The 21,943-nt window shown below is 70.3% G+C and carries 23 protein-coding genes; 9 read left to right on the top strand and 14 right to left on the bottom strand.

All coding sequences use genetic code 11. The annotated features are described in order from the left end of the window. Positions 1-28 precede the first annotated feature (28 nt). Positions 29-1,381, top strand: a complete 1,353-nt coding sequence (locus KTR66_RS17300; RefSeq protein WP_213614684.1) for an amidase — start codon at positions 29-31, stop codon at positions 1,379-1,381. Further along, positions 1,378-2,460: an LLM class flavin-dependent oxidoreductase gene (locus KTR66_RS17295; RefSeq protein WP_213614682.1), complete on the top strand. Its 1,083-nt coding sequence runs from the start codon at positions 1,378-1,380 to the stop codon at positions 2,458-2,460. Before KTR66_RS17300 ends, KTR66_RS17295 begins: the two co-directional genes overlap by 4 nt. Here the strand turns inward: KTR66_RS17295 and KTR66_RS17290 are convergent. Continuing rightward, positions 2,457-3,437, bottom strand: a complete 981-nt coding sequence (locus KTR66_RS17290) for a tripartite tricarboxylate transporter substrate binding protein (RefSeq protein WP_213614680.1) — start codon at positions 3,435-3,437, stop codon at positions 2,457-2,459. The genes KTR66_RS17295 and KTR66_RS17290 overlap by 4 nt on opposite strands. 116 nt (positions 3,438-3,553) lie before the next feature. Between KTR66_RS17290 and KTR66_RS17285 the strand changes: the two genes are divergently transcribed. Next, entirely contained in the window at positions 3,554-4,348 is a 795-nt protein-coding gene (locus KTR66_RS17285) for a hypothetical protein (protein ID WP_213614678.1), read from the top strand. Positions 4,349-4,351: 3 nt separating this feature from the next. Here the strand turns inward: KTR66_RS17285 and KTR66_RS17280 are convergent, their stop codons facing one another. From KTR66_RS17280 to KTR66_RS17255, 6 genes are all read right to left on the bottom strand, one after another. Further along, the gene (locus KTR66_RS17280) at positions 4,352-5,119 is read right to left on the bottom strand and encodes an NAD kinase (protein WP_249732221.1); all 768 of its coding nucleotides are present in this window, start codon (positions 5,117-5,119) and stop codon (positions 4,352-4,354) included. Positions 5,120-5,200: 81 nt separating this feature from the next. Beyond that, the gene (locus tag KTR66_RS17275) at positions 5,201-6,028 is read right to left on the bottom strand and encodes a carbon-nitrogen hydrolase family protein (RefSeq protein WP_213614676.1); all 828 of its coding nucleotides are present in this window, start codon (positions 6,026-6,028) and stop codon (positions 5,201-5,203) included. A gap of 9 nt (positions 6,029-6,037) precedes the next feature. Beyond that, the gene (locus KTR66_RS17270) at positions 6,038-6,520 is read right to left on the bottom strand and encodes a hypothetical protein (RefSeq protein WP_213614674.1); all 483 of its coding nucleotides are present in this window, start codon (positions 6,518-6,520) and stop codon (positions 6,038-6,040) included. Then, positions 6,517-6,834: a hypothetical protein gene (locus KTR66_RS17265; RefSeq protein WP_213614672.1), complete on the bottom strand. Its 318-nt coding sequence runs from the start codon at positions 6,832-6,834 to the stop codon at positions 6,517-6,519. The genes KTR66_RS17270 and KTR66_RS17265 overlap by 4 nt, the downstream gene beginning before the upstream one ends. Then, positions 6,834-7,823: a GTP 3',8-cyclase MoaA gene (gene moaA / locus KTR66_RS17260; protein WP_213614670.1), complete on the bottom strand. Its 990-nt coding sequence runs from the start codon at positions 7,821-7,823 to the stop codon at positions 6,834-6,836. The genes KTR66_RS17265 and moaA overlap by 1 nt, the downstream gene beginning before the upstream one ends. Positions 7,824-7,873: 50 nt before the next feature. Further along, positions 7,874-9,103 (bottom strand): MFS transporter, encoded by a 1,230-nt coding sequence (locus tag KTR66_RS17255; RefSeq protein ID WP_213614668.1) that lies wholly within the window; start codon positions 9,101-9,103, stop codon positions 7,874-7,876. A 178-nt stretch (positions 9,104-9,281) separates the two neighbouring features. Between KTR66_RS17255 and KTR66_RS17250 the strand changes: the two genes are divergently transcribed. After that, on the top strand, positions 9,282-9,695 hold the full coding sequence (locus tag KTR66_RS17250; protein WP_213614666.1) for a Rap1a/Tai family immunity protein: 414 nt from the start codon (positions 9,282-9,284) through the stop codon (positions 9,693-9,695). A gap of 11 nt (positions 9,696-9,706) precedes the next feature. Beyond that, on the top strand, positions 9,707-9,973 hold the full coding sequence (locus KTR66_RS17245; protein ID WP_213614664.1) for a glycine zipper domain-containing protein: 267 nt from the start codon (positions 9,707-9,709) through the stop codon (positions 9,971-9,973). 63 nt (positions 9,974-10,036) lie between these two features. Here the strand turns inward: KTR66_RS17245 and KTR66_RS17240 are convergent, their stop codons facing one another. Continuing rightward, a complete protein-coding gene (locus KTR66_RS17240) occupies positions 10,037-10,378 on the bottom strand; it encodes a DUF1127 domain-containing protein (RefSeq protein ID WP_213614663.1) in 342 nt (113 codons plus the stop codon). A 153-nt stretch (positions 10,379-10,531) separates the two neighbouring features. Between KTR66_RS17240 and KTR66_RS17235 the strand changes: the two genes are divergently transcribed. Then, positions 10,532-12,301 (top strand): aminopeptidase P family protein, encoded by a 1,770-nt coding sequence (locus tag KTR66_RS17235; protein WP_213614661.1) that lies wholly within the window; start codon positions 10,532-10,534, stop codon positions 12,299-12,301. Positions 12,302-12,308: 7 nt separating this feature from the next. Here the strand turns inward: KTR66_RS17235 and KTR66_RS17230 are convergent, their stop codons facing one another. From KTR66_RS17230 to lpxC, 6 genes are all read right to left on the bottom strand, one after another. Beyond that, positions 12,309-12,746, bottom strand: a complete 438-nt coding sequence (locus tag KTR66_RS17230) for an organic hydroperoxide resistance protein (protein ID WP_213614658.1) — start codon at positions 12,744-12,746, stop codon at positions 12,309-12,311. 57 nt (positions 12,747-12,803) lie between these two features. Further along, complete coding sequence (ligA, locus tag KTR66_RS17225; RefSeq protein ID WP_213614657.1) at positions 12,804-14,918, bottom strand: NAD-dependent DNA ligase LigA; 2,115 nt, start codon at positions 14,916-14,918, stop codon at positions 12,804-12,806. Continuing rightward, on the bottom strand, positions 14,915-15,379 hold the full coding sequence (locus KTR66_RS17220) for a GNAT family N-acetyltransferase (protein ID WP_213614655.1): 465 nt from the start codon (positions 15,377-15,379) through the stop codon (positions 14,915-14,917). Before KTR66_RS17220 ends, ligA begins: the two co-directional genes overlap by 4 nt. Continuing rightward, positions 15,376-17,052 carry a DNA repair protein RecN gene (recN, locus tag KTR66_RS17215; RefSeq protein ID WP_213614653.1) on the bottom strand — a complete coding sequence of 559 codons (1,677 nt, stop codon included), beginning with the start codon at positions 17,050-17,052 and terminating at the stop codon, positions 15,376-15,378. The genes KTR66_RS17220 and recN overlap by 4 nt, the downstream gene beginning before the upstream one ends. A gap of 11 nt (positions 17,053-17,063) precedes the next feature. Next, on the bottom strand, positions 17,064-17,915 hold the full coding sequence (locus KTR66_RS17210; RefSeq protein ID WP_213614651.1) for an outer membrane protein assembly factor BamD: 852 nt from the start codon (positions 17,913-17,915) through the stop codon (positions 17,064-17,066). Between the two features lie 111 nt (positions 17,916-18,026). Then, on the bottom strand, positions 18,027-18,998 hold the full coding sequence (lpxC, locus tag KTR66_RS17205) for a UDP-3-O-acyl-N-acetylglucosamine deacetylase (RefSeq protein ID WP_213614649.1): 972 nt from the start codon (positions 18,996-18,998) through the stop codon (positions 18,027-18,029). A gap of 319 nt (positions 18,999-19,317) precedes the next feature. Here lpxC and KTR66_RS17200 point away from each other — a divergent pair, with 319 nt between their 5' ends. The 3 genes from KTR66_RS17200 (at position 19,318) to KTR66_RS17190 (ending at position 21,942) form a co-directional block, all read left to right on the top strand. After that, positions 19,318-19,962 (top strand): outer membrane lipoprotein carrier protein LolA, encoded by a 645-nt coding sequence (locus KTR66_RS17200; protein WP_213614648.1) that lies wholly within the window; start codon positions 19,318-19,320, stop codon positions 19,960-19,962. A 64-nt stretch (positions 19,963-20,026) separates the two neighbouring features. After that, the gene (locus KTR66_RS17195; protein ID WP_213614831.1) at positions 20,027-20,815 is read left to right on the top strand and encodes a gamma-glutamyl-gamma-aminobutyrate hydrolase family protein; all 789 of its coding nucleotides are present in this window, start codon (positions 20,027-20,029) and stop codon (positions 20,813-20,815) included. Positions 20,816-21,255: 440 nt separating this feature from the next. Beyond that, a complete protein-coding gene (locus tag KTR66_RS17190; RefSeq protein WP_213614646.1) occupies positions 21,256-21,942 on the top strand; it encodes a fumarylacetoacetate hydrolase family protein in 687 nt (228 codons plus the stop codon). The last annotated feature ends 1 nt before the right edge of the window (position 21,943 follow it).

The following is a 21,943-nucleotide window of genomic DNA, read 5'->3' as shown; positions in this document are numbered from 1 at the left end:
CCTGTCGCAAATCCATCAGGACGGCCAGATGCCTCGTCACGCCCATCCCATCATCGCCCATGCCGTGCTTGCCCTTGAAAGCGGCCGCACCAGCGCGACCGCGCTCATCGAGGAGGCGCTGGCGCGCGCGGCGGAAGGCGAGGGGCCGCGCGTCTTCACCGCGCTGCATGCCAAGGAGGCGCGCGAGCAGGCGCGCGCGATGGACGCTCTGCGCCAGGCAGGCCGCGCGCCGAGCCGCTTCGCCGGCATTCCCATCACCGTGAAGGACCTGTTCGATGAGGCGGGGCATGTGACCCGCGCGGGCTCGGTCGCTCGGGATGGCGCGAAGCCCGCGACCGCGCCCGCCCCCGTGATCGAGCGGCTGAACCGCCAGGGCTTCATCGTCATCGGCCGGACGAACATGACGGAATTCGCCTTCTCCGGCCTGGGCGTGAATCCGCATTACGGCACGCCCTCGAGCCCCTGGGACCGCGCGACGGGGCGGTTGCCGGGCGGCTCCTCTTCCGGCGCTGGCGTCGCCGCGGCCGATGGCATGGGCTTCGGCGGACTCGGCACCGATACCGGCGGCTCCTGCCGCATCCCGGCCGCGCTGAACGGCGTGGTGGGCTTCAAGCCGACGGCGCGGCGCGTGCCCATCTCGGGCGTGCTGCCGCTTTCGCCCTCGCTCGACTCCGTGGGACCGCTCGCGCGCTCCGTCGGCTGCTGCCAGGTGCTGGATGCGATCATCGCGGGGGCTGAGACGCCGCCTGCGCTGCCCGAAGTGAACCTCGCGGGGCTGCGCTTCGGCGTGCTGAACAACATCGTCGAGGAGGGCATGCAGGGCGAGGTGGCGCGGGCCTATGCGCGGACGCTCGCGCGGCTGGAGGCAGCCGGCGTGAAGCTCGAGGACGTGACCCTGCCTGAGCTGGACCGCATGCCCACGATCAACGCGAAGGGCGGGCTCACCGCGTCGGAGGCCTATGCCTGGCATCGCCATCTGATCGCCAGCGACGGCCCGCGCTACGATCCGCGCATCCTGAAGCGCATCGCGCGCGGCGAACACATGAGCGCGGCGGATTACCTGGGCGTGGTGCAGGCCCGCGCCGAGGTGATCGCGGCCACCGCCCCGCGCACCGCGCCCTATGACGCGGTGATCTGCCCGACCGTGCCGCTCATTCCTCCCGCCATCGCCGAGGTGGAGGAAGAGAGCGAATACAACCGCATCAACCTGCTGCTGCTGCGGAACACGACCATCGCGAATTTCCTCGACCGCTGCGCGATCAGCCTGCCCTGCCATATCCCGGGCGAGGCGCCGGTCGGCCTCATGCTGATGGGCGAGGCGATGGGCGATCAGCGCCTGCTTGCCATCAGCGCCGCCATCGAAGCGTTGCTCGAAGCATGAGCAAGCTGGAATTCGGCTGGTATCTGCCCAGCAGCGGCGACACGACCAGCTATGCGGCCGGCCCCCATGTGGTGCCCGCCGGCACCGAGATGTTCGACCGCGTCGTCCAGGCGGCCGAGGCGGCGGGTTTCGAATATCTGCTGGTCCCGGTCGCCATCCCCTGCTGGGAGGCCTGGGTGACGACCGCCTTCATGGCGGGGCGGTCAAGTTCCATCCGCATGCTGGTGGCCGCGCGCCCAGGCTACATCAACCCCGTGATGCTGGCGAAGATGGTGACGACCTTCGATCAGCTCACTGGCGGGCGCATCGCGGTGAACCTCATCGCCGGCCAGTCGGAGGCCGAAAACGCGGCGGATGGCATCCGCTACGGCAAGGAGGACCGCTACGCGCTGATGGCGGAGGAGGTCGCCATCATGAAGGCGCTCTGGACCGCCACGGCGCCGCTGGATTGGGAGGGGCGCTTCCACACCTTGCGCGGCGCGCGCGTGGTGCCCGCGCCGCTGCAACAGCCGCATCCGCGCTTCTATCTCGGCGGCGGCTCACGCCAGGCGTGGGAGATCTCGGCCGCGCATGCCGATGTGCACCTCTTCTGGGGCGACCGGCCCGAGACGGTGGCCGAGCAGATGACCGAGATCCGCGCAATGGCGGAAGGGCAGGGGCGGGGCGAGACGATCGGTTTCGGCATGCGGCTGCAGATCATCTGCCGCGAGACGGAGGAGGAAGCCTGGGCCGCCGCGCATGAACTGGTGCGGGATGTGAGCGAGGAGCGGAGTGCGGCCGTGCGCGCCAACATCGCCAATTCCGTTGCCAACCAGCGCGTGCAGGCGCTGCTGGCCGAGACGGGCGGGCTGATCGCCCCCAACCTCTGGGCGGGGCTCGCCAAGGCACGGCAGGGGGCGGGGGTCGCCATCGTCGGCAATCCGACGCAATGCGCCGATGTGATCCAGCGCTTCATCGAGATCGGCTGCCACAGCTTCTGCCTCTCGGGCTATCTGCATGACGAGGAGGCCGAGCGCTTCGGCCGGCTGGTGCGGCCGATCCTGGTGGAGCGGAATCCGGGGCGGATCAGTCCTCTCTAATCCAGCCGCACATTGTTCTCGCGGATGGCGTTGCCCCATTTCACGCCCTCGCTGCGGATGAAGGTCGCGAATTGCTCGGGCGTGCTGGTCAGCACCTGCGCGCCCAGGCCGCCCAGCCGCTCGCGCATTGCGGGCTCGGCCAGGATGCGGTGGATCTCCTGGTTGATGCGCAGGATGATCGGCGTGGGCGTGCCGGCCGGCGCCACCAGGCCAAGCCAGGCGGCGGCATCGAAGCCCGGCATGCCGCTCTGCCCCAGCGTCGGCAGATCGGGCTGGCGGTCGGAGCGGTTGGCGGTCGTCAGCGCGAGCGCGCGCACGCGGCCGGACTGGATATGCGGCAGCGAGAAGACCTCGGTCTCGAACATGAAGTCGAGGCGCCCGGCCAGCAGGTCCGTCAACACCTGCGGCCCGCCGCGATAGGGCACATGCGTCATGTCGAGCCCGCCGGCGGCGCGGGAGAACATCATGGTGATGAGATGCGCGGTGGTGCCGTTGCCCGGCGTGCCGAAGGTCACCTGCCCCGGCCGCGCGCGCGCCATGGCGACGAGTTCCGCCGGGGTGCGCGCGGGGGAACTGGCGTTCACCAGCAGCACGAAGGGCAGGTTGGCGACGAGCGTGATGGGCGCGAAGTCCCGCACCGGATCATAGCCGATATTGGCATAGAGATTGGGGTTGGTGGCCAGCGGCGCGGTGGCCGAGAGCAGCAGCGTATAGCCATCGGGGGCGGCCTGCGCGGCGGCGGCGGCGGCGAGGCTGCCGCCCTGTCCGGGCCGGTTCTCGATCACCATGGACCAGCCGGGATTTTCGCCGAGCTTCTCGGCCAGGAGGCGCGCGATGGTGTCGGTCGCCTGGCCGGGCGGGAAGCCCACCAGGATGCGGATGGGCCGCGCCGGCCAGGCCTGGGCGTGGGCCCGGCCGGCGAGCGCCAGCATGGGGGCGGCCAGCAGAGCGCGCCGGATTTGTCCGTAGCTATTCATGAATCCCCCCAGATGCGGCCCTTGCACTGGGCCATTTTCTCTCGGCAGAGTATGGGAGGGCTGGATTTGTCCTGGCAACCTCGAAGTGGCCAGCGACCGCCTGGGAGGACACTGCCATGATCTATGCCACCTCGGCCGAGGCCGCGGCGCCCACCCGCTTCTCGCGCGTGGCACCCGAGGGCGGTCTGCTCTGGCGCACGGATTATTTCGGCCCGCCGCCTTCGCCGAAAGGTTCGAGCTCGGTGGACCCAAAGGCGATGGGCGCGCTGGCCTATGTGCCGCCCGCGCCGGGCGAGACCCGCCCGCCCCAGGCCTTCCTGGTCGAGCAGGAGTTGAATGCGGTGGTGCATCCGCATTTCCACTTCGTGGACCAGTTCCAGGTGGTGGTGGAGGGCGGCGGCGCCATCGGGCGGCATGCGGTGCAACCCATCATGGCGCATTTCGCCGGGGCGAGCACGGGCTACGGCCCGATCACGCCGGGCGAGGGGGGGCTGAAATACTTCACGCTGCGCGCCAGCGCGGATGGCACCGGCGCGCAATTCCTCCCCGCCGCCAAGGCGCGCATGTCGCGCGGCCCGAAGCGCTACGTGCTGGCTGATCCGGTGCTGCCCAGCACGCAAGAGGCGCTGGCTGCCCGGCGCGAAGCGGTGACGGAGATGGTGCTGGGTGAGCCGGATGGCCTGGCCATCCTCATGTTGCGGATCCCACCGCGGGGGCGGCTCACCGCGCCCGATCCGGCGCGTGGGGCGGGGCAGAGCCTGCTGGTGACCACCGGCTCGATCAGGCATGGAGGCCAGGTGCTGGGCCGCCTCAGCGCGCTCTTCGTCACGCCGGACGAGGCGGCTTTCGTGGCCGAGGCAGGGCCGGAAGGCGCGGAAATCCTGCTGCTGCAATACCCGCGCGCGGCGTGATGCTCAGACCGTGAACTGCTCCGCGATGATCCGCTCCGAGAGGCTGCGGTCCGGGTCGAACAGCATGGTCATGGTGATGCTGCGATCCTCGCGCACCTCGACGCGGCGCACATCGCGCACCTCGGTGTAGTCGGCCGTCGCCGAGACGGGGCGCTTCTCGGGCTCCAGCACCTCGAAGACCACGCGCGCATTGGAGGGCAGCAGCGCGCCGCGCCAGCGCCGTGGCCGGAAGGCGGAGATCGGCGTCAGCGGCAGCAGCTTCGCATCCAGCGGCACGATCGGCCCATGCGCCGAGAGGTTGTAGGCCGTGCTGCCGGCGGGCGTGGAGATCAGGATGCCATCGCAGATCAGTTCCGGCAGACGCTCCTTGCCATCCACCAGGATGCGCAGCTTGGCCGCCTGGCGCTGTTCGCGCAGCAGGGAGACCTCGTTGATGGCCAGCGCCGCATGTGTGCCGCTGGCGGAGTGGGCGCGCATGCGCAAGGGGTGCAGATGGGCCGCCTGGGCGGCGCCGATGCGCGCGGGCAGGTCCTCCTCGCGATAAGAATTCATCAGGAAGCCGACGCTGCCGCGATTCATCCCGTAGATCGGCGGATTGCGGCCGAGGAAGCGGTGCTGCGTCTCCAGCATCAACCCATCGCCGCCGAGCGCCACGATCACGTCGGCCTCCTGCGGCGGGTGGTCGCCATAGAGGGCGACGAGGCGCGCGCGTGCTTCCTGTGCGGGCTCGGTCGTCGAGGCGAGAAACGACATCTTCATGAGGTGTGCCATCGCGTCACGCCGCCCGTTGGGGATGCGTGCTGCGCCACCGCTTCACGCTCCGCGCCTCCGGCGCTCCACGATCGGGCGCGCTCACGCGAGCCGCCGATGTTCGAGCACGGGCATGTCGCGCCGCACCTTCGCCGTCACCGCCGGATCGAGCCGCGCCGTGGTCCAGCCGATCCCGTCGCTCGCCTTGGCCACCACATGGCCCCAGGGGTCGGCGATCAGCGAGTGGCCATAAACCTGGCGCGTCGCGCCGCGCTCCTCATAGGCGCCCCAGGAGGCGGCGGCGATGATCCAGCACTGCGTCTCGATGGCCCGCGCCCGCAGCAGCACCTCCCAATGGTCCTTGCCGGTCATCAGCGTGAAGTTGGATGGCACGAAGATCGCCTCCGCGCCTGCGCGCCTCAGGGCCAGGTATTGCTCGGGGAAGCGCATGTCGTAGCAGATGGTGCAACCGAACTTCACGCCGCCCGCGTCGAAGGTGACCAGCGCGCCGCCCGCGCCATAGAGCGCGCTCTCGCGATAGCCGGTGCCATCGGGCCCCGTGATGTCGAAGAGGTGGATCTTGCGGTAGCGCGCGATCTCCCGGCCATCGGGGGCAAAGACCAGCGTCGTGTTGAAGAACTTCTCCGGTCCCTGCTCGATGATCGAGCCGCCATGGACGTGGATGCCCGCCCCCTTGGCGATGCCGCGCAGGAATTCATAGGCGGCGCCCCCCGTGCCGCCGGGCTCGGGCAGCACTTCCGCCGCTGCCGCCCGCGCCTCGCGCCCGCCGCCCAGGTTGGTCCAGGTCTCGGGGAGCGTGACCATGTCCGGCCGATCCGCCGCCAGCGCGCCCTCGATCAGGCGGCGCGCCTGGTCGAGATTGGCTTGCTTGTCGCTGGTCTGGTTCATCTGGATGGCGGAGATGCGCATGGGCAGGGCCTATCTTGCGGCGGGCGGGACGCGCCGTTCATCGAGCGGGACGCCGCGGCCAACGCCCCAGCGAATGAGTTGCGGTTCGAGCATCTCGCTCCGCTCGCCCATGGGGCGCTGGGAGACGAAACGCACGCGGCCGGCGGTGAGGATCGCGACCTCCATGATCCCATCACGCGGACGGATGGAGAGGAAGGCCTCCTGTTCGCCGACCGCCTCTTGCCGGGCGCCGCGCAGCACCAGGGCCGTCCCATCGAACGCGATGGGGGCGACGAGCTGGAGGTTGTTGTTGAGCAGCCGCACGCCGGGCTCGCCGAGCAGGGCGGAAAGCGTGCGGCGGACGGCCGGGTCGTTCACCACCTGCGGCGTGTTGGTGGTGCCGATCTGCACGGAGAGATGGCCGAGCACACCCTGCTTGTGATCCACCGCCTGGGCCAGGGCCGGAATCGGCAGCAGCAGCGCCAAGATGGCGGCGCGGCGGCCGAGCCTCAAGGCTGGCGCGGCCAGGAGATGCGCGGCTCGGCCCGGCCCTGCGGGGCGGGGGGCGCATAGGGCTCGGGGATATTGGGTGTCGCGTCCCGGCCATCGCGCCGGGGCTCGGATTGCCGCGCGATCATCACGCGCAGCTCGGCCCGCAGGTCATCGAGCTGCGCCTCGATGGAATCGAGCCGGCCCTTCAGCCCGAAGACCGAGAAGGGCATGACGAGCAGGCAGACCGCCAGCAGCAGCAGGATCAGCAGCGCCACCAGCCCGGTCCATTCCGGCAGGCCCGGCAGGGTCAGGCGGGTGACGAGGTCGTTCAGCATCAGCCGCCCGTGACACTCATGTGGCGCGCGACCGCGGGGGCCGAACGGCGGCGATCAATCACGAAGTCATGGCCCTTGGGCTTGCGCGCGATGGCATCCGCGATGGCCGCGCGCAGGCCTTCCTCGCCCAGCGCGGGGTCACGCAGCGGCGCGCGCAGATCGGCCGCATCCTCCTGGCCCAGGCACATGTAGAGCGTGCCGGTGCAGGTCAGCCGCACGCGGTTGCAGCTCTCGCAGAAGTTATGCGTCATCGGCGTGATGAAGCCGAGGCGCGTGCCGGTCTCGGCCACGTCGTAGTAGCGCGCGGGGCCGCCTGTCGTGTGGCTGCTCTCGTTCAGCGTCCAGTTCTGCTTGAGGCGGGCGCGGACGAGGCTGAGCGGCAGGAACTGATCCGTGCGGTCCTCGCTGATCTCGCCGAGCGGCATGGTCTCGATCAGGCAGAGATCGAAGCCGTGCTCGCCGCACCAGGCGAGCATGCGGTCGAACTCGTGCTCGTTCACGCCCTTCAGCGCCACGGCGTTGATCTTCACATGCAGGCCCGCGGCCTTGGCGGCGAAGACGCCGTCCAGAACCTTGTCCAGCTCGCCCCAGCGGGTCGCGGCCTTGAAGGCGGCGGCGTCCAGCGTGTCGATCGAGACGTTGATGCGGCGCACGCCGGCGGCCGCCAGGTCATCCGCGTACTTGGTCAACTGCGTGCCGTTGGTGGTGAGCGTCAGCTCCTCCAGTCCGGACCCGATGCGCGCGCCGAGGCCGCGCACCAGCGACATCACGTTCTTGCGCACCAGCGGCTCGCCGCCCGTCAGCCGCAGCTTGCGGACGCCGAGGTCGATGAAGGTGCCGCAGAGGCGTTCCAACTCCTCCAGCGTCAGCACCTCGGATTTCGGGAGGAAGGTCATGTCCTCCGCCATGCAATAGACGCAGCGCAGGTCGCAGCGATCCGTCACGGAAACGCGGAGGTAGCTGATATGTCGCCCAAAGGGGTCGATCATGACGGCGTGGAGTCCCGGGATGTTGGAGATTTCACCCCATTTGGGGCGGATCAACCCGCTGTTGCAAGGGTCCCGCGCGCGCCGGGCGCCTTGGCCATCCAGTTCAGCACGCTGGCGGTGAGGCCGACCAGGATCATGACCGGCCAGAAGGCGGCGTAGCTGCCGGTCCAGGCCATGAGCACCGCGCCGGAGCCAGCGCCCAGGAAGCCGCCGATCTGGTGGCTGAAGAAGCAGACACCATAGAGCGCGCCGAGGTCGCCCACGCCGAAGCGCCGCGCGATGGCGGCCGAGGTGAGCGGCACGGTGCCCAGCCAGACGAAGCCCATCACGGCGGCGAAGATGATCGTGCCCCATTCGCTGGGCGGGGCGACGGCGAAGCCCGCGATGGCGAGCGTGCGGACGAGGTAGATCCAGCCCAGCCCGTTCTCCGGCTTGATGCGGCTGGAGAGCCAGCCGCAGAACCAGGAACCCGGGATGTTGAACAGCCCGATCATCGTCATCGCCACCATGCCGAGGGCCGCCGGCTGGCCGCAAAGCGCGATGTGCGAGGGCAGGTGCGTGGTCAGGAAGGCGAGCTGGAAGCCGCAGGCGAAGAAGCCGCCGGTCAGCAGCGCGAAGTCGCGATCGGCCAGCGAGCGGCGCGCGAGCGCGGGCAGGCCCGCGAGGCCGGCGGCGGGCGGGCCGCTGCGCGCCGCCGGGCGCCACTCGATATTGCGCGCGAGCGGGATGATGAGCACGGCGGAGGCGGCCAGCATCATCAGCGCGCCCGCAGCGCCGAAGCCGCCGATGGCGGAGAAGGTGAGCGGCACCATCGCCGCCTGGCCGAGGCTGCCGCCGGCGCTCGCGATGCCGATGTATTCGCCGCGCTTTTCGGGCGGCGCCAGGCGGCCGATGGCGGCGAGCGCGAGGCCTGTGCCGGCGCAGGCGACGCCGAAGCCCGAGAAGACGCCGATGCCGATCATCACGGTCGCGTTGGAGGGAAACAACGCCGGCAGGCCGCAGCCGATCAGGTAGAAGACACCGCCCATCGCCATGACGCGGCCCGAGCCGTGCTTGTCCGCCATCGCGCCCGAGACGGGCTGGCCCAGACCCCAGGTGAGGTTATGAAGCGCCACGGCCAGGCCGAAGGCCCAGGGGGCCACGCCATTCTCGGCGGCGAGCGGCAGCAGCAGCAGGCCGAAGGTCTGGCGGATGCCCATGGCGAGGCTGGAAGTGGCCGCCGCCGCGATGATCGCGACCCAGAGGATGCGCTTGGCGGAATGAACGGCGTCTTGGGACATGTCCGGATGTGACCGAAGCGGCCGGCCCGCCGCAAGCGAAGTTGTCGCCGGGGCCGGCATGCGCGCGGCGCGGGGGTATTGCGCAAGCATGTTGCCGCCGTCAGGCCGCTGGCGCAGTCTTCAACCGTGAATCGAGACGAACCGGTGCCGCCGCGCCGGTCGGCGAGGGAGAGAGAGCATGATGACGCGATGGACCGGGGCCGCTCTGGCCGCGGCATTGGCCCTGGGCAGCGCGCCCGCGCTGGCGCAGGTGACGCCGGATAATTTCGTGGGGGGCAAGACCTCCGACCTCGCGGCGCTCTGCGCGGCGGGTCCGTCCGACCCCAACGTGGTGTCGGCGGTGAATTTCTGCCACGGCTTCCTGCTGGCGGTGGGCCAGTTCCACGGCGAGCTGACCCAGCGCGGCAGCCGCGTCGGGCCTTTCTTCTGCCTGCCCGATCCGCGGCCGACGGTCGCCAGCATCACCGGGGCCTTCGTCACCTGGGCGGGCGCCAATCCGCAATATGCCGGCACCTCGGCCGCCGAGGGCGTGGTGCGCTTCGCCACCGCCGCCTATCCCTGCCCGCGCCGCCCGGCGCGCCGCGCCTCGTGAGGAGGAAAGAGATGCGCAAGATCCTGCTGGTTCCCGTCCTGGCACTCGCGCTGGGCGGCTGCGAGAACATGTCGGACACCGGCCGCCTCACGGCCGGCGGTGCGGGCCTCGGTGCCGCGACGGGTGCCATCGTCGGCTCCTTCTCCGGCAATGCGGGCTGGGGCGCGCTGGCCGGCGCTGGCATCGGCGCGGCCGGCGGCTACCTGATGGGCCGCGCCCGCGAAGCGGAGCAGCAGTCCTGGCAGCGGGGCTACCAGGCGGGTCGCGCCTCGCAATAGCGCGCGAAAAAGGGCGGCGGAGCCAGGCTCCGCCGCCCTTTCCATCAGTTCGCGCGCTGCGGCTCAGGCGGCCGCGCGGGCATCCATCTGGTCGTTCGCCGCAACCGGCGTGGCGGCCACCGCGGCTGCGGTGATGTTGCCGCGGGTCAGGCCGATATCCGCCAGCTCGCGGTCGCTCATCGCGCGCAGCTGCTCGATCGTCTCGCGGCGGGTGCGCAGTGTCGTCAGCAGGCTGCGCAGGCTGTGGAAGAAGCCGCGGATGCGCTCGGCCATCGCGCGGTCGCGTGCCTGGCGCGCCTCGGCGATCATGGCGGCGACGCGCTCGGCTTCGGCGTTGCGGGGCGCCCCATGGAGGGAGCTCTGGGGCATCAGCAGCACGGCTTCGGCTGGGGTGATGCGGGTCATGGTCTGTGATCCTGTTGTGAAGGACGGCGGTGCCATCCGGATGACGGTGATGTAGGGGATTGCAGCGAGGACAGGTTGTGCGAAGCTCATGCCGCAGACATGCGCATGACGCATGTCATATTGTGGACACATGTCTTAACAACAGGGCTTCCGATGTTAACCAAAGCCGATCGCCTCGCCACCCTTCGCGCCGCGCTGGCCGCTCAGGGCGTGGATGGCTTCCTGGTCCCGCGCTCGGACGAACATCTGGGCGAGTATGTCCCCCCCTCCGGCGAGCGCCTCGCCTGGCTCACCGGTTTCACCGGCAGTGCGGGCATGGCCGTCGTTCTGCCTGAGCGCGCCGCCGTCTTCACCGATGGCCGCTACACCACCCAGGTCGCCGCCGAGACCGATGCCGCGCTGTGGGAACGCCGCCACCTGATTGAGGAGCCGCCCGAGGCCTGGCTGCGCGAGCATGCGGCCGATCTCAGGCTCGGCTACGATCCCTGGCTGCACAGCGAAGGGTTTCTCAAGCGCCTCTCCGGGCTGAACCTTGTTCCGCTCACGCCCAATCCGCTGGACGCCATCTGGCAGGACCGCCCCGCGCCGCCGGCCGCCGCCGTGCTGCCGCACGGCGCGGAGCTATCTGGCGAGAGCGCCGAGGCGAAGCGTGAGGCGCTGGCGGCGAGCCTGCGCCAGTCTGGCGAACAGGCGGCGCTGCTGGCCGATGCGCATTCCGTCGCCTGGCTGCTCAACCTGCGTGGAGCTGATCTCGCGCATACCCCCATGCCGCTCGCCTTCGCGCTGGTGCGGGACGATGCCTCCGTCCGGATGTTCCTGCATGCGCCCGAGCGCGTGCCGGAGGCGACGCGCGCGCATCTGGGCAACCGCGTCTCCATCGAGCCGCGCGCCAACCTGGCCCGCGCGCTGGGCGAACTCTCCGGCCGCGCGGTCCGGGTCGATGCGGATGCGACGCCCGCCTGGTTCGCCGCCACCCTGCGCGACGCCGGCGCCCGCGTGATCGCGGGCGAGGACCCGACGCGCCTGCCACGCGCGACCAAGAACGCGACCGAGCAGCAGGGTGCGCGCAACGCCCATCGGCGCGACGCGGTGGCGGTGGCGAATTTCCTCGCCTGGTTCGCGGCCGAGGCGCCGAAGGGCGGCCTGACGGAAATCTCCGCCGCGGCCCGCCTGCTGGATGAGCGCCGCCGCGTGCCCGGCTTCGTGGCCGAGAGCTTCCCCGCCATCTCCGGCGCGGGCGAGAACGGCGCCATCGTGCATTATCGCGTGAGCGAGGCGACCAACCGCCCGATCAACGCGGATGAGTGCTACCTGATCGACAGTGGCGGGCAGTATCCGGATGGCACCACGGACATCACCCGCACGCTCTGGAGCGGCCCGGGCCCCGCGCCGGCCTCGCTGCGCGCGCGCTACACCGCCGTCCTGCGCGGCCATATCGCGCTCGCGACCGTGCGCTTTCCGGTGGGGGTCGCGGGGCCGCATCTCGACGCCATCGCGCGGCGGCCACTCTGGGATTCAGGCCTCGACTACGACCACGGCACGGGCCATGGCGTGGGCAGCTTCCTCTCGGTGCATGAGGGGCCGGTGGCCTTCAGCCGGGCCGCGCGCGTCGTGCCCATCCGCCCGGGCATGATCCTCTCGGATGAGCCGGGCTACTACCTGCCCGGGCATTACGGCATCCGCATCGAGAACCTGCTGCTGGCGCGGGAAGCCGCGCGCCAGCCGGACCAGGCCAAGACCTTCCTGGAGTTCGAGACGCTGACGCTGGCGCCCTATTGCCGCGCGCTGATCGTGCCGAGCCAGCTCACGACCGCCGAGCGTGACTGGGTCAATGCCTATCACGCCCGCGTCCAGGCCGAGATCGGGCCGAGCCTGGAGCCGGCCGTGCGGGAGTGGCTGGCGCGCGAATGCGCGCCGCTGTGAGGGGCGCTCAGCCGCCCTTCACCTCGACCTTCACATCCACATTGCCGCGCGTGGCGTGGCTATAGGGGCAGATCTTCTCATGCGCCTCCATGGCCAGCGCCTCGAGCTCGGCCTGGGGCAGGGAGGGGTCCTCCACCGTGAGCACGACGGCGAGGCCGAAGCCGCCCTTCTCGCGCGGGCCGATGGAGACGGCCGCCGTCACCTTGGCACCGGCGGCATTCTTCTTGTGCTGCTTGCCGACGAAATCCAGCGCGCCGCCGAAGCAGGCGGCATAGCCCGCCGCGAACAGGTGCTCGGGCGTCGAGGTACCAGGCTTGCCCGGGCCGCCCATCGCCTTGGGTACGGAAAGGTCGGTTGCGACGCTGCCATCCTCGGCCGCGGTGTGGCCGTTGCGGCCGCCGGTGGCCGTGGCGGTCGCGGTGAAGAGCGGGTTGATCTGGTCCATGGGCACCTCCTGTCGGGGCGCCAGAATGCGCCCGCAGCCTTGCCAATGTAAGAGACTTCAGGCCAGGCCCGCCATCGCGCGGAATTCCGCCTCGCTCAGCACGCGCAAACCAAGCTCGGCCGCCTTGGTGGCCTTGGAGCCCGCATCGGCGCCGACCACGACGAAATCCGTCTTCTTCGAGACCGACTTCGTGACCTTGGCGCCCAGCGCCTCGGCCCGCGCCTCGGCTTCCTGGCGGGAGAGGGTCTCCAGCGTGCCGGTGAAGACCAGCGCCTTGCCGGCGAAGGGGTTATCGCCCGCCTCGGCGGCCCAGCTTTCCTGCGGCGTCACCTCGGCCAGCAGCGCATCCAGCGCCTCGAGGTTGTGCGGCTCAGCGAAGAACTCGACGAGTTCGGTCGCGATGGCGGGGCCGATGCCCTGGATGCTGCCCAGCTCCTCCCGCGCCTCGCTGCCGATGATGCGGGCCGCGATCATCCGCTCGCGCAGGGCGCCGATGGAGTGATAGTGGCGCGCCAGCAGCTTCGCGTTCTGCTCGCCGATGCGGCGGATGCCCAGCGCAAAGAGGAAGCGCTCCAAGGGCGGGTCGCGCCGCGCCTCGATCGCGTCGAAGAGCTTGCGGGTGGAAAGCTTGCCCCAGCCCTCCAGCGCCTCCAGCCGTTCGGCATGGGTGTGCAGCCGGAACAGATCGGCCGGTCCGCGCAGCAGGCCCATGGCGTGCAGCGTGTCGATGCGCTCCTCGCCCATGCCGTCAATGTCCATGCAGCGGCGGGAGACGAAGTGCTTCAGCCGTTCGACGGTCTGCGCGGGGCAAATCAGGCCGCCGGTGCAGCGGCGCACCACATCCTCGTTCTCGCGCACGGCATGGCTGCCGCAGGCGGGGCAGGTGGTGGGGAAGGCGTAGGGCGCCGCGCGGCCCGGGCGGTCCGGGTCCACCACGCCCAGCACCTGCGGGATGACATCGCCCGCGCGCTGCAGGGTGATGGTGTCGCCCTCGCGGATATCCTTCCGCGCGATCTCGTCCTCATTGTGCAGCGTGGCGTGGGTGACGGTGACGCCGCCGACGAAGACGGGTTCCATCACCGCGCGTGGGGTCAGCGCGCCGGTGCGGCCGACCTGGATCTCGATGCGGAGCAGCCGGGTCTGCGCCTGTTCGGCCGGGAATTTCCAGGCGATGGCCCAGCGCGGGGCGCGGCCGACGAAGCCGAGCCGCGCCTGCCAGTCGAGGCGATCCAGTTTGTAGACGACGCCATCGATCTCATAGGCGAGCCTCGCGCGCTCGCGGGTCATGCGGGCCTGGAAGGCGGTGGGCGTCTCGGTCAGCAGGTCCGCGGCGCCCTCTGCCACCGGCGAGGAGAGCGGGTTCACGCGGAAGCCCCAGCGTTCCAGCGTCATGAGCCAGCCCCGATGGGTGGTGGCCGGCGCCTCGCTCGCCTCGCCCATCGCATAGGCGAAGAGTTTCAGTGGCCGCTGCGCGGTGATGGAGGCATCCAGTTGGCGCAGCGAGCCGGCGGCGGCGTTGCGCGGATTGACCGGGATGGTGACGGCGGGGCCCAGCTTTTCACCGCGCGCCTTGCGCGCCTCGCGTTCGGCGAGCGCCGCTTCCTGGGTGGCGCGGAAGCTCTCGAAATCCGTCCGGTCCATGAAGACCTCGCCGCGGATTTCGATCAGCGCGGGAAAGGGGGCGGGGAGTTCGCGCGGCAGGTCGGAGAGGGTGAGGAGGTTGGCGGTGATGTCCTCGCCCTCCGCGCCGTCGCCGCGCGTGGCCCCCTTCACGAAGCGGCCATTCTCGTAGAGCAGGTTCACGCTGAGGCCGTCGATCTTGGGCTCTGCGACGAAGTCGAGGGCCGCATCCTCAGGCAGGCTCAGGAAGCGGCGGATGCGGGCGGCAAACTCGGTGAAATCCTCGGGCGCGAAGGCGTTGTCGAGGCTGAGCATGGGCGCCAGGTGGCGCGACTTGGCGAAGCCCTCGACGGCGCGGCCCGAGACCTTCTGCGTCGGGCTGTCAGGCTGCACCAGGGATGGGTGCTCGGCCTCCAGCGCCCGCAGGCGGCGCATCAGCGCGTCGTATTCGGCGTCACTGATGCTGGGGGCATCCTGTTCGTAGTAGCGCCGGTCATGCTCGGTGATCTCGGCGATCAGCCGCGCGATCTCGGCTTCGGCGCTCTCGCTCATGCGGCCTCCGTCAGGGCAGTGAAGGCCGCACCTTCGAGGATGAAGCTGTGGGTGCGTGCCTCGGTGGCGCCGATGGCGCGGTGGAAGGCGAGGGCGAGCTCATCGCCCTCATCGGCGTCCCACCAGAGGAATTCGCCGCCCTCCTCGGCGGTCGCCTCGGCCAGGGCGGCGACCAGGGCCCGGCCCAGCCCGGCGCGTCGCGCCTCGGGGGCCACATAGAGGTCGTTCATGATGGCGCCCCAGCGGCTGGCCCCGCTGTCGTAATAGGGGTGGCCGGAGGCGAAGCCGTGCAGCACGCCGTCTGCCTCCGCCACCAGAAGCGTCACCCGCGCATCCGCGATGAGGTCGCGCGCCACGCCGGCGGCGGTGATCCGCTCCGGGTGCAGGCCGGGCTCGGTATTCAATGCGCGCAACAGGGCGGCGAGCGGGGCGGCGTCCCGCCCCTCGACGCGTCGAATCACGCGACGCCATCCAGCAGGCTGGCGGCCGCCGCGCGTGCGGCTTCGGTCACCGTCTCGCCCGCCAGCATGCGGGCGATTTCCTCGCGCCGGGCCGGCACGTCGAGCGGCGTGACCCGTGTCTCGGCCTTGCTGCCGCGCACCGCCTTGGCCACCTGCAGGTGATGCGCGCCGCGCGCGGCCACCTGCGGCGAGTGGGTGACCACCAGCACCTGCAGCCGCTCGGCCACACGGGCCAGCCGCTCGCCCACCGCGGCTGCGGTCGCGCCGCCGATGCCGGCATCCACCTCGTCGAAGACCAGCGTCGGCACGGGCGAGCCGCGCGCCAGCACCACCTTCAGCGCCAGCATGAGGCGCGAGAGCTCGCCGCCCGAGGCGATCTTGATCAGGGCGCCCGGTGTCTGGCCGGGATTGGTCGAGACCAGCAGCGTGACGCGGTCCATGCCGTCGGCGCCCCAGGCGCTTTCCTCGCGGGGCGCGATCTCGATGACGACGCGCGCGCGGTCGAGCTTCAGCGGCGGCAATTCGGCGGCGAGCGCCTTTTCCAGCTTGGTCGCCGAGGCGCGGCGGGCGGCGGTCAGCGCCTCGGCGGCGGCGATGTAATCGGCGCGGGCCGTCTTGCGGGCGGCCTCCAGCGCGGAGACGCGGCCTGTGCCGGCATCCAGCGCGGCCAGCCGTTCGCGCAGGGCCTCCAGATGGCCGGTCAGTTCGACCACCGCCACGCCGTGCTTCCGCGCGGCGGAGCGCAAGCCATAGAGCCGGTCCTCCAGCGCCTCCAGCCGGCGCGGATCGGGCAGGGCGTCCATGGCGAGCCGCTCGAGCAGCCGCTCCGCCTCGGCCAGCGCGTCCTGCGCCTGGGTGAGAGCGGCGAGGGCGGGTTGCGCGGCCTCGTTGGGCGGTGGCAGGCGTTCCAGCGCGCGCACCGCGTTGCGCAGCGCGTGGCCGGGATGGGCGGAGCGGCGGTCGCGCGGCTGGATCTCGGCCAAGGCGCTCGCGATCGCCTCGTTGCGGCGCTCGGCCTGTTGCAGCCCTTGGCGTTCCTGCGCGAGGCGCTCCTCCTCGCCATCCTCGGGCGCGAGGGTGGAGAGTTCCTCCACCGCGTGCCGCAGCCATTCCTCGTCGCGCAGCGCCGCGGCGACGGCGGCCTCGGCCTCGGCCAAAGCCTGCTCGGCGGCGCGCCAGGACCGATAGGCGGCGGCGACGCGGCCGCGTGCCGCCTCATGCGCCCCGAAGGCGTCCAGCAGCGCGGCATGGGTGGCGGGGTCGGCCAGGCCCACCTGGTCATGCTGGCCCTGGACCTCGACCAGCGTCGCGGCGAGGCGCTTCAGCAATGCGACGCCCACCGGCTGGTCGTTCACGAAGGCGCGGGAGCGGCCATCGGCCTGCAGCACGCGGCGCAGCACCAGCGTCTCCTCCGCCTCCATCCCCTGCTCGGCGAGAAGCGCGAAGGCCGGATGCCCCTCGGGCGGCTGGAAGACGGCGGCGACGCTCGCCTGGGTCTGCCCCGCGCGCACCAGCCCCGCCTCGGCGCGCATGCCGAGCGCGAGCCCCAGCGAATCGAGCAGGATGGACTTGCCCGCGCCGGTCTCGCCGGTCAGCACCGAGAGGCCCGGCCCGAAATTCAGGTCGAGCCGCTCGATGAGCACGACGTCGCGGATGGAGAGGGAGGCGAGCATGCGCTCGCCCGCTAGAAGACGCTGTTCCAGGCCCGCCGGAAGAAGCCGGGACGGTCCTGCGCCGCCATCTGCGCGCCGGGCGTCAGCATGGCGTAGCTGTCCTGGTACCAGGCATTGCCCGGGAAGTTATGGCCGAGCACGGAAGCGGCGCGTGCCGCCTCGTCACGCAGTCCCAGCGCCAGATACATCTCGGTCAGCCGGTGCAGCGCCTCGGGCACGTGGTTGGTGGTCTGGTAATCCTCGACGACGCGACGGAACCGGCCGATGGCGGCGCTGTAGAGGCCCTGGCGCATGTAGAAGCGGCCGATGTTCATCTCGCGGCCCGCCAGGTGATCGCGCGCCAGGTCCATCTTGAGGCGGGCGTCGCGGGCATAGGCGGTGTTGGGGAAGCGGTTCGCCACGTCCTGCAGGGCGGTCAGGGCTGTCTCCGTCCCGCGCTGGTCGCGCTGGCTGTCGGCGATCTGCTCGTAATAGGCGAGGCTGCGCAGATAGTAGGCGTAGGCGATGTCGCGATGCGCCGGGTGCAGCTGGATGAAGCGGTCCAGCGTGCCGATGGCCTCGGTGTAGCGATTGCGCATGTAGTCGCCATAGGCCGACATGATCTTCGCGTTGGTGGCCCAGGTGGAATAGGGGTGCTCCCGCTCCAGCACCTCGAAGAGCTCCACCGCCTGCGGATAGCGCTGGGCCTGGAGGGCCTCGATGCCGGCCGCGTAGAGCGATTCGGGCGAGCGATCCACGAGACCGGTGCCAGCCGGCGGCGTGCGGAACAGGCCGGCGGCCGAGCCGTCCCATTGGGACACGCCGCAGCCGGAGAGCGGCAGCGCGAAGACGAGAAACAGGGCGGCACGAGAAAGTGGGCGCATGTGCGATGAAGGCTCCGATCGGCGGGCTCTATACCATGGGAGCCGCCGCAGCGCACAAGTGGGTCGCCGGCGCCGGGGCGCGGGCCGTCACGGTGTGAGCAGTCAGGGGGCTCAGGCGGCGACGAGCTTCTCGCGCTCCGCCTCGGCCATCGCCTGGCTCCCGGTGAAGCGCCAGTTGCGGGCATCCTGCATCAAGGCGAGCAGAAGCTGATTGTTCAGCGCATGGCCGGAGCGATGCCCGGTAAAACGGGCGAGCAGCGGCGCACCGGCCAGGGCGAGGTCGCCCACCACATCAAGCATCTTGTGACGGACGAACTCATCCGGGCGGCGCAGGCCGCCGGGGTTGAGGATCATCGGACCATCCACGACCACCGCATTGGCGAGGCTGCCGCCCTGGGCGAGGCCGGCGGCGCGCAGCCGGGCCACGTCCTCGGCCAGGGTGAAGGTGCGGGCTTCGGCCAGTTCACGCCGGAAGCTCTCGACCGAGATGCGCATGGAGAGGCTCTGGCGGCCGATCGCCGTCTCGCCGAAGTCGATGCTGAGCGTGGCATCGAAGGCAGGCTCGGGGTTGGGCGAGAGTTCGGCCCAGCCGCCGTGGCTGTCCTCGACGCGGACGCGGCGCAGCACCTCGATCGCGGGGCGGGGCGCGTAATGCTCCACCGTGCCGGCGCAATCGATCAGAAAGAGGAACGGGGCAGCCGAGCCGTCCAGGATGGGGACCTCGGGGCCGTCCAGCTCGACGCGGGCGTCATCGATGCCGGCCGCGGCCAGTGCTGCCATCACATGCTCGATGGTGCCGACGCGCGCCGTGCGATCGCCGGGCAGGCCGATCTGCGTGCAGAGGCGCGTCTCGACCACCAGGTCGTGCCGGGCGGGGATGTCCAGGCCGAGGTCGGTGCGATGAAAGACGATGCCGCTGCCGAGCGGCGCGGGCTTCAGCGTGAGCGAAATGGTACGGCCCGTGTGCAGGCCGATCCCGCGGCAGCCGATGCTGCTCGCCAGGCGACGCCGGGTGAGGCCGTGCGCGGCCGCGCCGAAACCTTGAGGGCCGTAGCCATGCGTCAATGGAGCGAAACCATCCATGTGTTGAAAGCCCCCGTTTGACCGGACCACGTCTGACCGCAGTGGTGCATCCCCCGCACCTCGTCTGGAGCCGGAATGTGACAGCAGCGATGACATGCCGCCAGTCAAGGGTTGTTTCTCAATATTTCGTCATAACCTATTGAAAAAAAGAAGTTTTGATATTGAATTTTGCGCCCGAATTTCGCCATTTTCGTGCGGGTCAGCATCATTTTGCCGCAAAGCAGCATGCTCGGGCAGCGCCGCGTCGGAGCGCCACCCTCCTCCATAAGCGCGGCAACAAGGCCTTTCTTTGGCCGGCATCAGGTCCCACAAGAGGCGCATGAACAGACGCCCGCTCCTGGCCCTCCCGGCCCTTTTCCTCGCCGCCCCCGCGATGGCCCAAGCGCCCGCCCGGCCCTTGCCCGCCCTGTCGGAAGCGGATCGCGCGGCGCTCGGCCGCATCGAGGCCTATTTCAACGGCATGACCACGCTGCGCGCGCGCTTCCTGCAGATTGCCCAGGGTGGCGCGGCCGCCGAGGGCACGGCCTGGATCTGGCGCCCGGGCCGCATGCGCTTCGAATACGACCCGCCGGAGCCGACGCTCCTGATCGCCGCCGACGGCCAGTTCTTCCATTACGACCGCCAGCTGCGCCAGCCGACCATCGTACCGCTCTCCTCCACGCCGCTCAGCCTCCTGCTGCGCAATCCGCTGCGGCTTTCGGGCGACCTCACGGTCTCGGGCTTCGAGCGCGCGGGCGGGCTGCTGCGCGTCACGGTGCACCGCACCAACCAGGCGGCGGAAGGCCAGATCCAGCTCATCCTGGAGGAGCAGCCCATGGCGCTGCGCCAATGGGTGGTGCTGGACCCGCAGGGCCGCAGCACGCGCGTCACGCTGACCCAGGTGCAGACGGGCGAGCGCTTCGATCCCTTCCTCTTTGCCTTCAACGATCCGCGTTTCCGCGAGGAGCTTGAGCAACAGCGATGAAATTTCGGCGCGTCTTGCGTCCAATTGCCTTGAATCCGCCGCATCCGCTTGGTTTGTTGCCATGATGCGACCGATCATTGGCATCTCCTGTTGCGTGAAGGCCTTCGGGATCTTCAACACGCCCAACCACGCCGCCTCCGACAGCTATGTCCGCGTGGTGCTCGGCCCGGCGAACGGGGTGCCGGTCCTGCTGCCGGCGGCGGGCGAGAGCCTCGCGCCGCAGATCCTGCCGCGGCTCGATGGCCTGATCCTCACCGGCAGCCGAAGCAACGTCTGGCCCGGCCATTATGACGGCCCGGACCATGCCGAAGGCACGCCCGAGGACCAGCAGCGCGACGCGACCACGTTGCCGCTCATCCGTGCCGCCATCGCCGAGGGCGTCCCCTTGCTGGCGATCTGCCGCGGCATGCAGGAGTTGAACGTGGCCCTTGGCGGCTCGCTCGATCAGCGTATCCAGGACCTGCCGGGCCGGATGGACCACTCCACCCCCTCCGACCAGCCGATCCCGCTGGTGCGCACCGGCAAGGCGCATGCGGTGCGCTTGGCACCCGATGGGCTGCTGCATGAGCTCGCCGGCCGCACCGAGGTGCCCGTGAACTCGCTTCACAATCAGGGTGTGCAGCGCCTCGCGCCGCGGCTCGAGGCGATGGGCTGGGCGCCGGACGGAACGGTGGAGGCGGTGCGCGTCCGGCAGGCGCCGGGCTTCGCCTGGGGTGTGCAATGGCACCCCGAATATGACTGGGAGAAGGACGCCTTCAGCCGCCGTATCTTCGAGGCTTTCGGGGAAGCCTGCGCCGCGCGGGCCGCACGGCCCCAACCCCGTGTCGCGGCCCTGCGCGAGGCCGCCGAATAGGGCAAGAATCCGCACGGATCATGGTTGATCCGAGTCGATTGGGCTTGGCTTCCAGCGCATGTCGCGGTATGACTCATGCACCGGCGGTGGTTCATCCGCCGGTGGACGTCCCGATTCCCCCAATCGGCTCGCCCGACCATTCCGATCGGAAGTATGAACAGTATGGGCGCCCGACCACCCCCCTGGTCGGGCGCTTTCTGTTTGCCCCAATGGATGGTCTCGGCAGGCTGATCCCGACGCAAACACCCTGGCATCTGCGCCGAAGTCGGGTCAAGCCGCCAAAAGCGCCCCGGCGGCAGGTTCCCCGCACATGGAAGCTGGTCTAGACCTGCGCCGCTGAGGTGGCATCACCGAAGCGGTGAACCACCCAATCCCGACCATGGCCTGGCCCATCTTCCCTGAGCGGCCCGGCCCGACCGGCCTGTCCGGAAGGAGCCTCCATGCCCGAATATGTCGTCCCACCCCCCGCCATCTCCGCCGTTCCCATCAAGGGCAGCAGCGCCATGTTTCCGGTGCGCCGCATCTTCTGCGTCGGCCGCAACTATGCCGAGCATGCGATCGAGATGGGCTCCGACCCGACGCGCGAGCCGCCCTTCTACTTCACCAAGCCGGCCGATGCCTTGGTGATCAACGGCGCCGACATGCCGTATCCGAGCGTGACCAAGTCCCTGCACCACGAGATGGAACTGGTCGTCGCCATCGGCACGGGCGGCAAGAACATCGCCGTGGCTGACGCTCTGAAGCATGTCTGGGGCTATTGCGCCGGCCTCGACATGACGCGACGCGACATCCAGAACGAGGCGAAGAAGACCGGCCGCCCCTGGGACATGGGGAAGGGTTTCGACCTTTCGGCGCCGATGGGCGCGCTGATCCCGGCCGCCGGCTTCGACCCCTCCAAGGGCAAGATCGAGCTGAAGGTGAACGGCAAGGTCACCCAGACCTCCGATCTCTCGAAGCTCATCTGGTCGGTGCCCGAGGTGATCGCGAACCTCTCCGAACTGGTCGAACTCGCCCCCGGTGACCTCATCATGACCGGCACGCCCGAGGGTGTCGCCGCCGTGGTGCGCGGTGACGTGCTGGAAGGCTTCGTCGAGGGCGTGGGCGAGATCAAGACGAAGATCGTCTGAA

Origin of the sequence: Roseococcus sp. SDR (genome assembly GCF_019083995.1) — a bacterium.
GTDB lineage: Bacteria > Pseudomonadota > Alphaproteobacteria > Acetobacterales > Acetobacteraceae > Roseococcus.
The sequence above is the reverse complement of the archived record's forward strand: the minus strand, read 5'-3'. Positions and strand labels throughout refer to the sequence as shown.

Coding starts and splice junctions, on each gene's coding strand:
- KTR66_RS17300 (WP_213614684.1), top strand. CDS start 29: ATGCCTCGTCACGCCCATCCCATCATCGCCCATGCCGTGCTTGCCCTT.
- KTR66_RS17295 (WP_213614682.1), top strand. CDS start 1,378: ATGAGCAAGCTGGAATTCGGCTGGTATCTGCCCAGCAGCGGCGACACG.
- KTR66_RS17290 (WP_213614680.1), bottom strand. CDS start 3,437: ATGAATAGCTACGGACAAATCCGGCGCGCTCTGCTGGCCGCCCCCATG.
- KTR66_RS17285 (WP_213614678.1), top strand. CDS start 3,554: ATGATCTATGCCACCTCGGCCGAGGCCGCGGCGCCCACCCGCTTCTCG.
- KTR66_RS17280 (WP_249732221.1), bottom strand. CDS start 5,119: ATGGCACACCTCATGAAGATGTCGTTTCTCGCCTCGACGACCGAGCCC.
- KTR66_RS17275 (WP_213614676.1), bottom strand. CDS start 6,028: ATGCGCATCTCCGCCATCCAGATGAACCAGACCAGCGACAAGCAAGCC.
- KTR66_RS17265 (WP_213614672.1), bottom strand. CDS start 6,834: ATGCTGAACGACCTCGTCACCCGCCTGACCCTGCCGGGCCTGCCGGAA.
- moaA (WP_213614670.1), bottom strand. CDS start 7,823: ATGATCGACCCCTTTGGGCGACATATCAGCTACCTCCGCGTTTCCGTG.
- KTR66_RS17255 (WP_213614668.1), bottom strand. CDS start 9,103: ATGTCCCAAGACGCCGTTCATTCCGCCAAGCGCATCCTCTGGGTCGCG.
- KTR66_RS17250 (WP_213614666.1), top strand. CDS start 9,282: ATGATGACGCGATGGACCGGGGCCGCTCTGGCCGCGGCATTGGCCCTG.
- KTR66_RS17245 (WP_213614664.1), top strand. CDS start 9,707: ATGCGCAAGATCCTGCTGGTTCCCGTCCTGGCACTCGCGCTGGGCGGC.
- KTR66_RS17240 (WP_213614663.1), bottom strand. CDS start 10,378: ATGACCCGCATCACCCCAGCCGAAGCCGTGCTGCTGATGCCCCAGAGC.
- KTR66_RS17235 (WP_213614661.1), top strand. CDS start 10,532: ATGTTAACCAAAGCCGATCGCCTCGCCACCCTTCGCGCCGCGCTGGCC.
- KTR66_RS17230 (WP_213614658.1), bottom strand. CDS start 12,746: ATGGACCAGATCAACCCGCTCTTCACCGCGACCGCCACGGCCACCGGC.
- ligA (WP_213614657.1), bottom strand. CDS start 14,918: ATGAGCGAGAGCGCCGAAGCCGAGATCGCGCGGCTGATCGCCGAGATC.
- recN (WP_213614653.1), bottom strand. CDS start 17,052: ATGCTCGCCTCCCTCTCCATCCGCGACGTCGTGCTCATCGAGCGGCTC.
- KTR66_RS17210 (WP_213614651.1), bottom strand. CDS start 17,915: ATGCGCCCACTTTCTCGTGCCGCCCTGTTTCTCGTCTTCGCGCTGCCG.
- lpxC (WP_213614649.1), bottom strand. CDS start 18,998: ATGGATGGTTTCGCTCCATTGACGCATGGCTACGGCCCTCAAGGTTTC.
- KTR66_RS17200 (WP_213614648.1), top strand. CDS start 19,318: ATGAACAGACGCCCGCTCCTGGCCCTCCCGGCCCTTTTCCTCGCCGCC.
- KTR66_RS17195 (WP_213614831.1), top strand. CDS start 20,027: ATGCGACCGATCATTGGCATCTCCTGTTGCGTGAAGGCCTTCGGGATC.
- KTR66_RS17190 (WP_213614646.1), top strand. CDS start 21,256: ATGCCCGAATATGTCGTCCCACCCCCCGCCATCTCCGCCGTTCCCATC.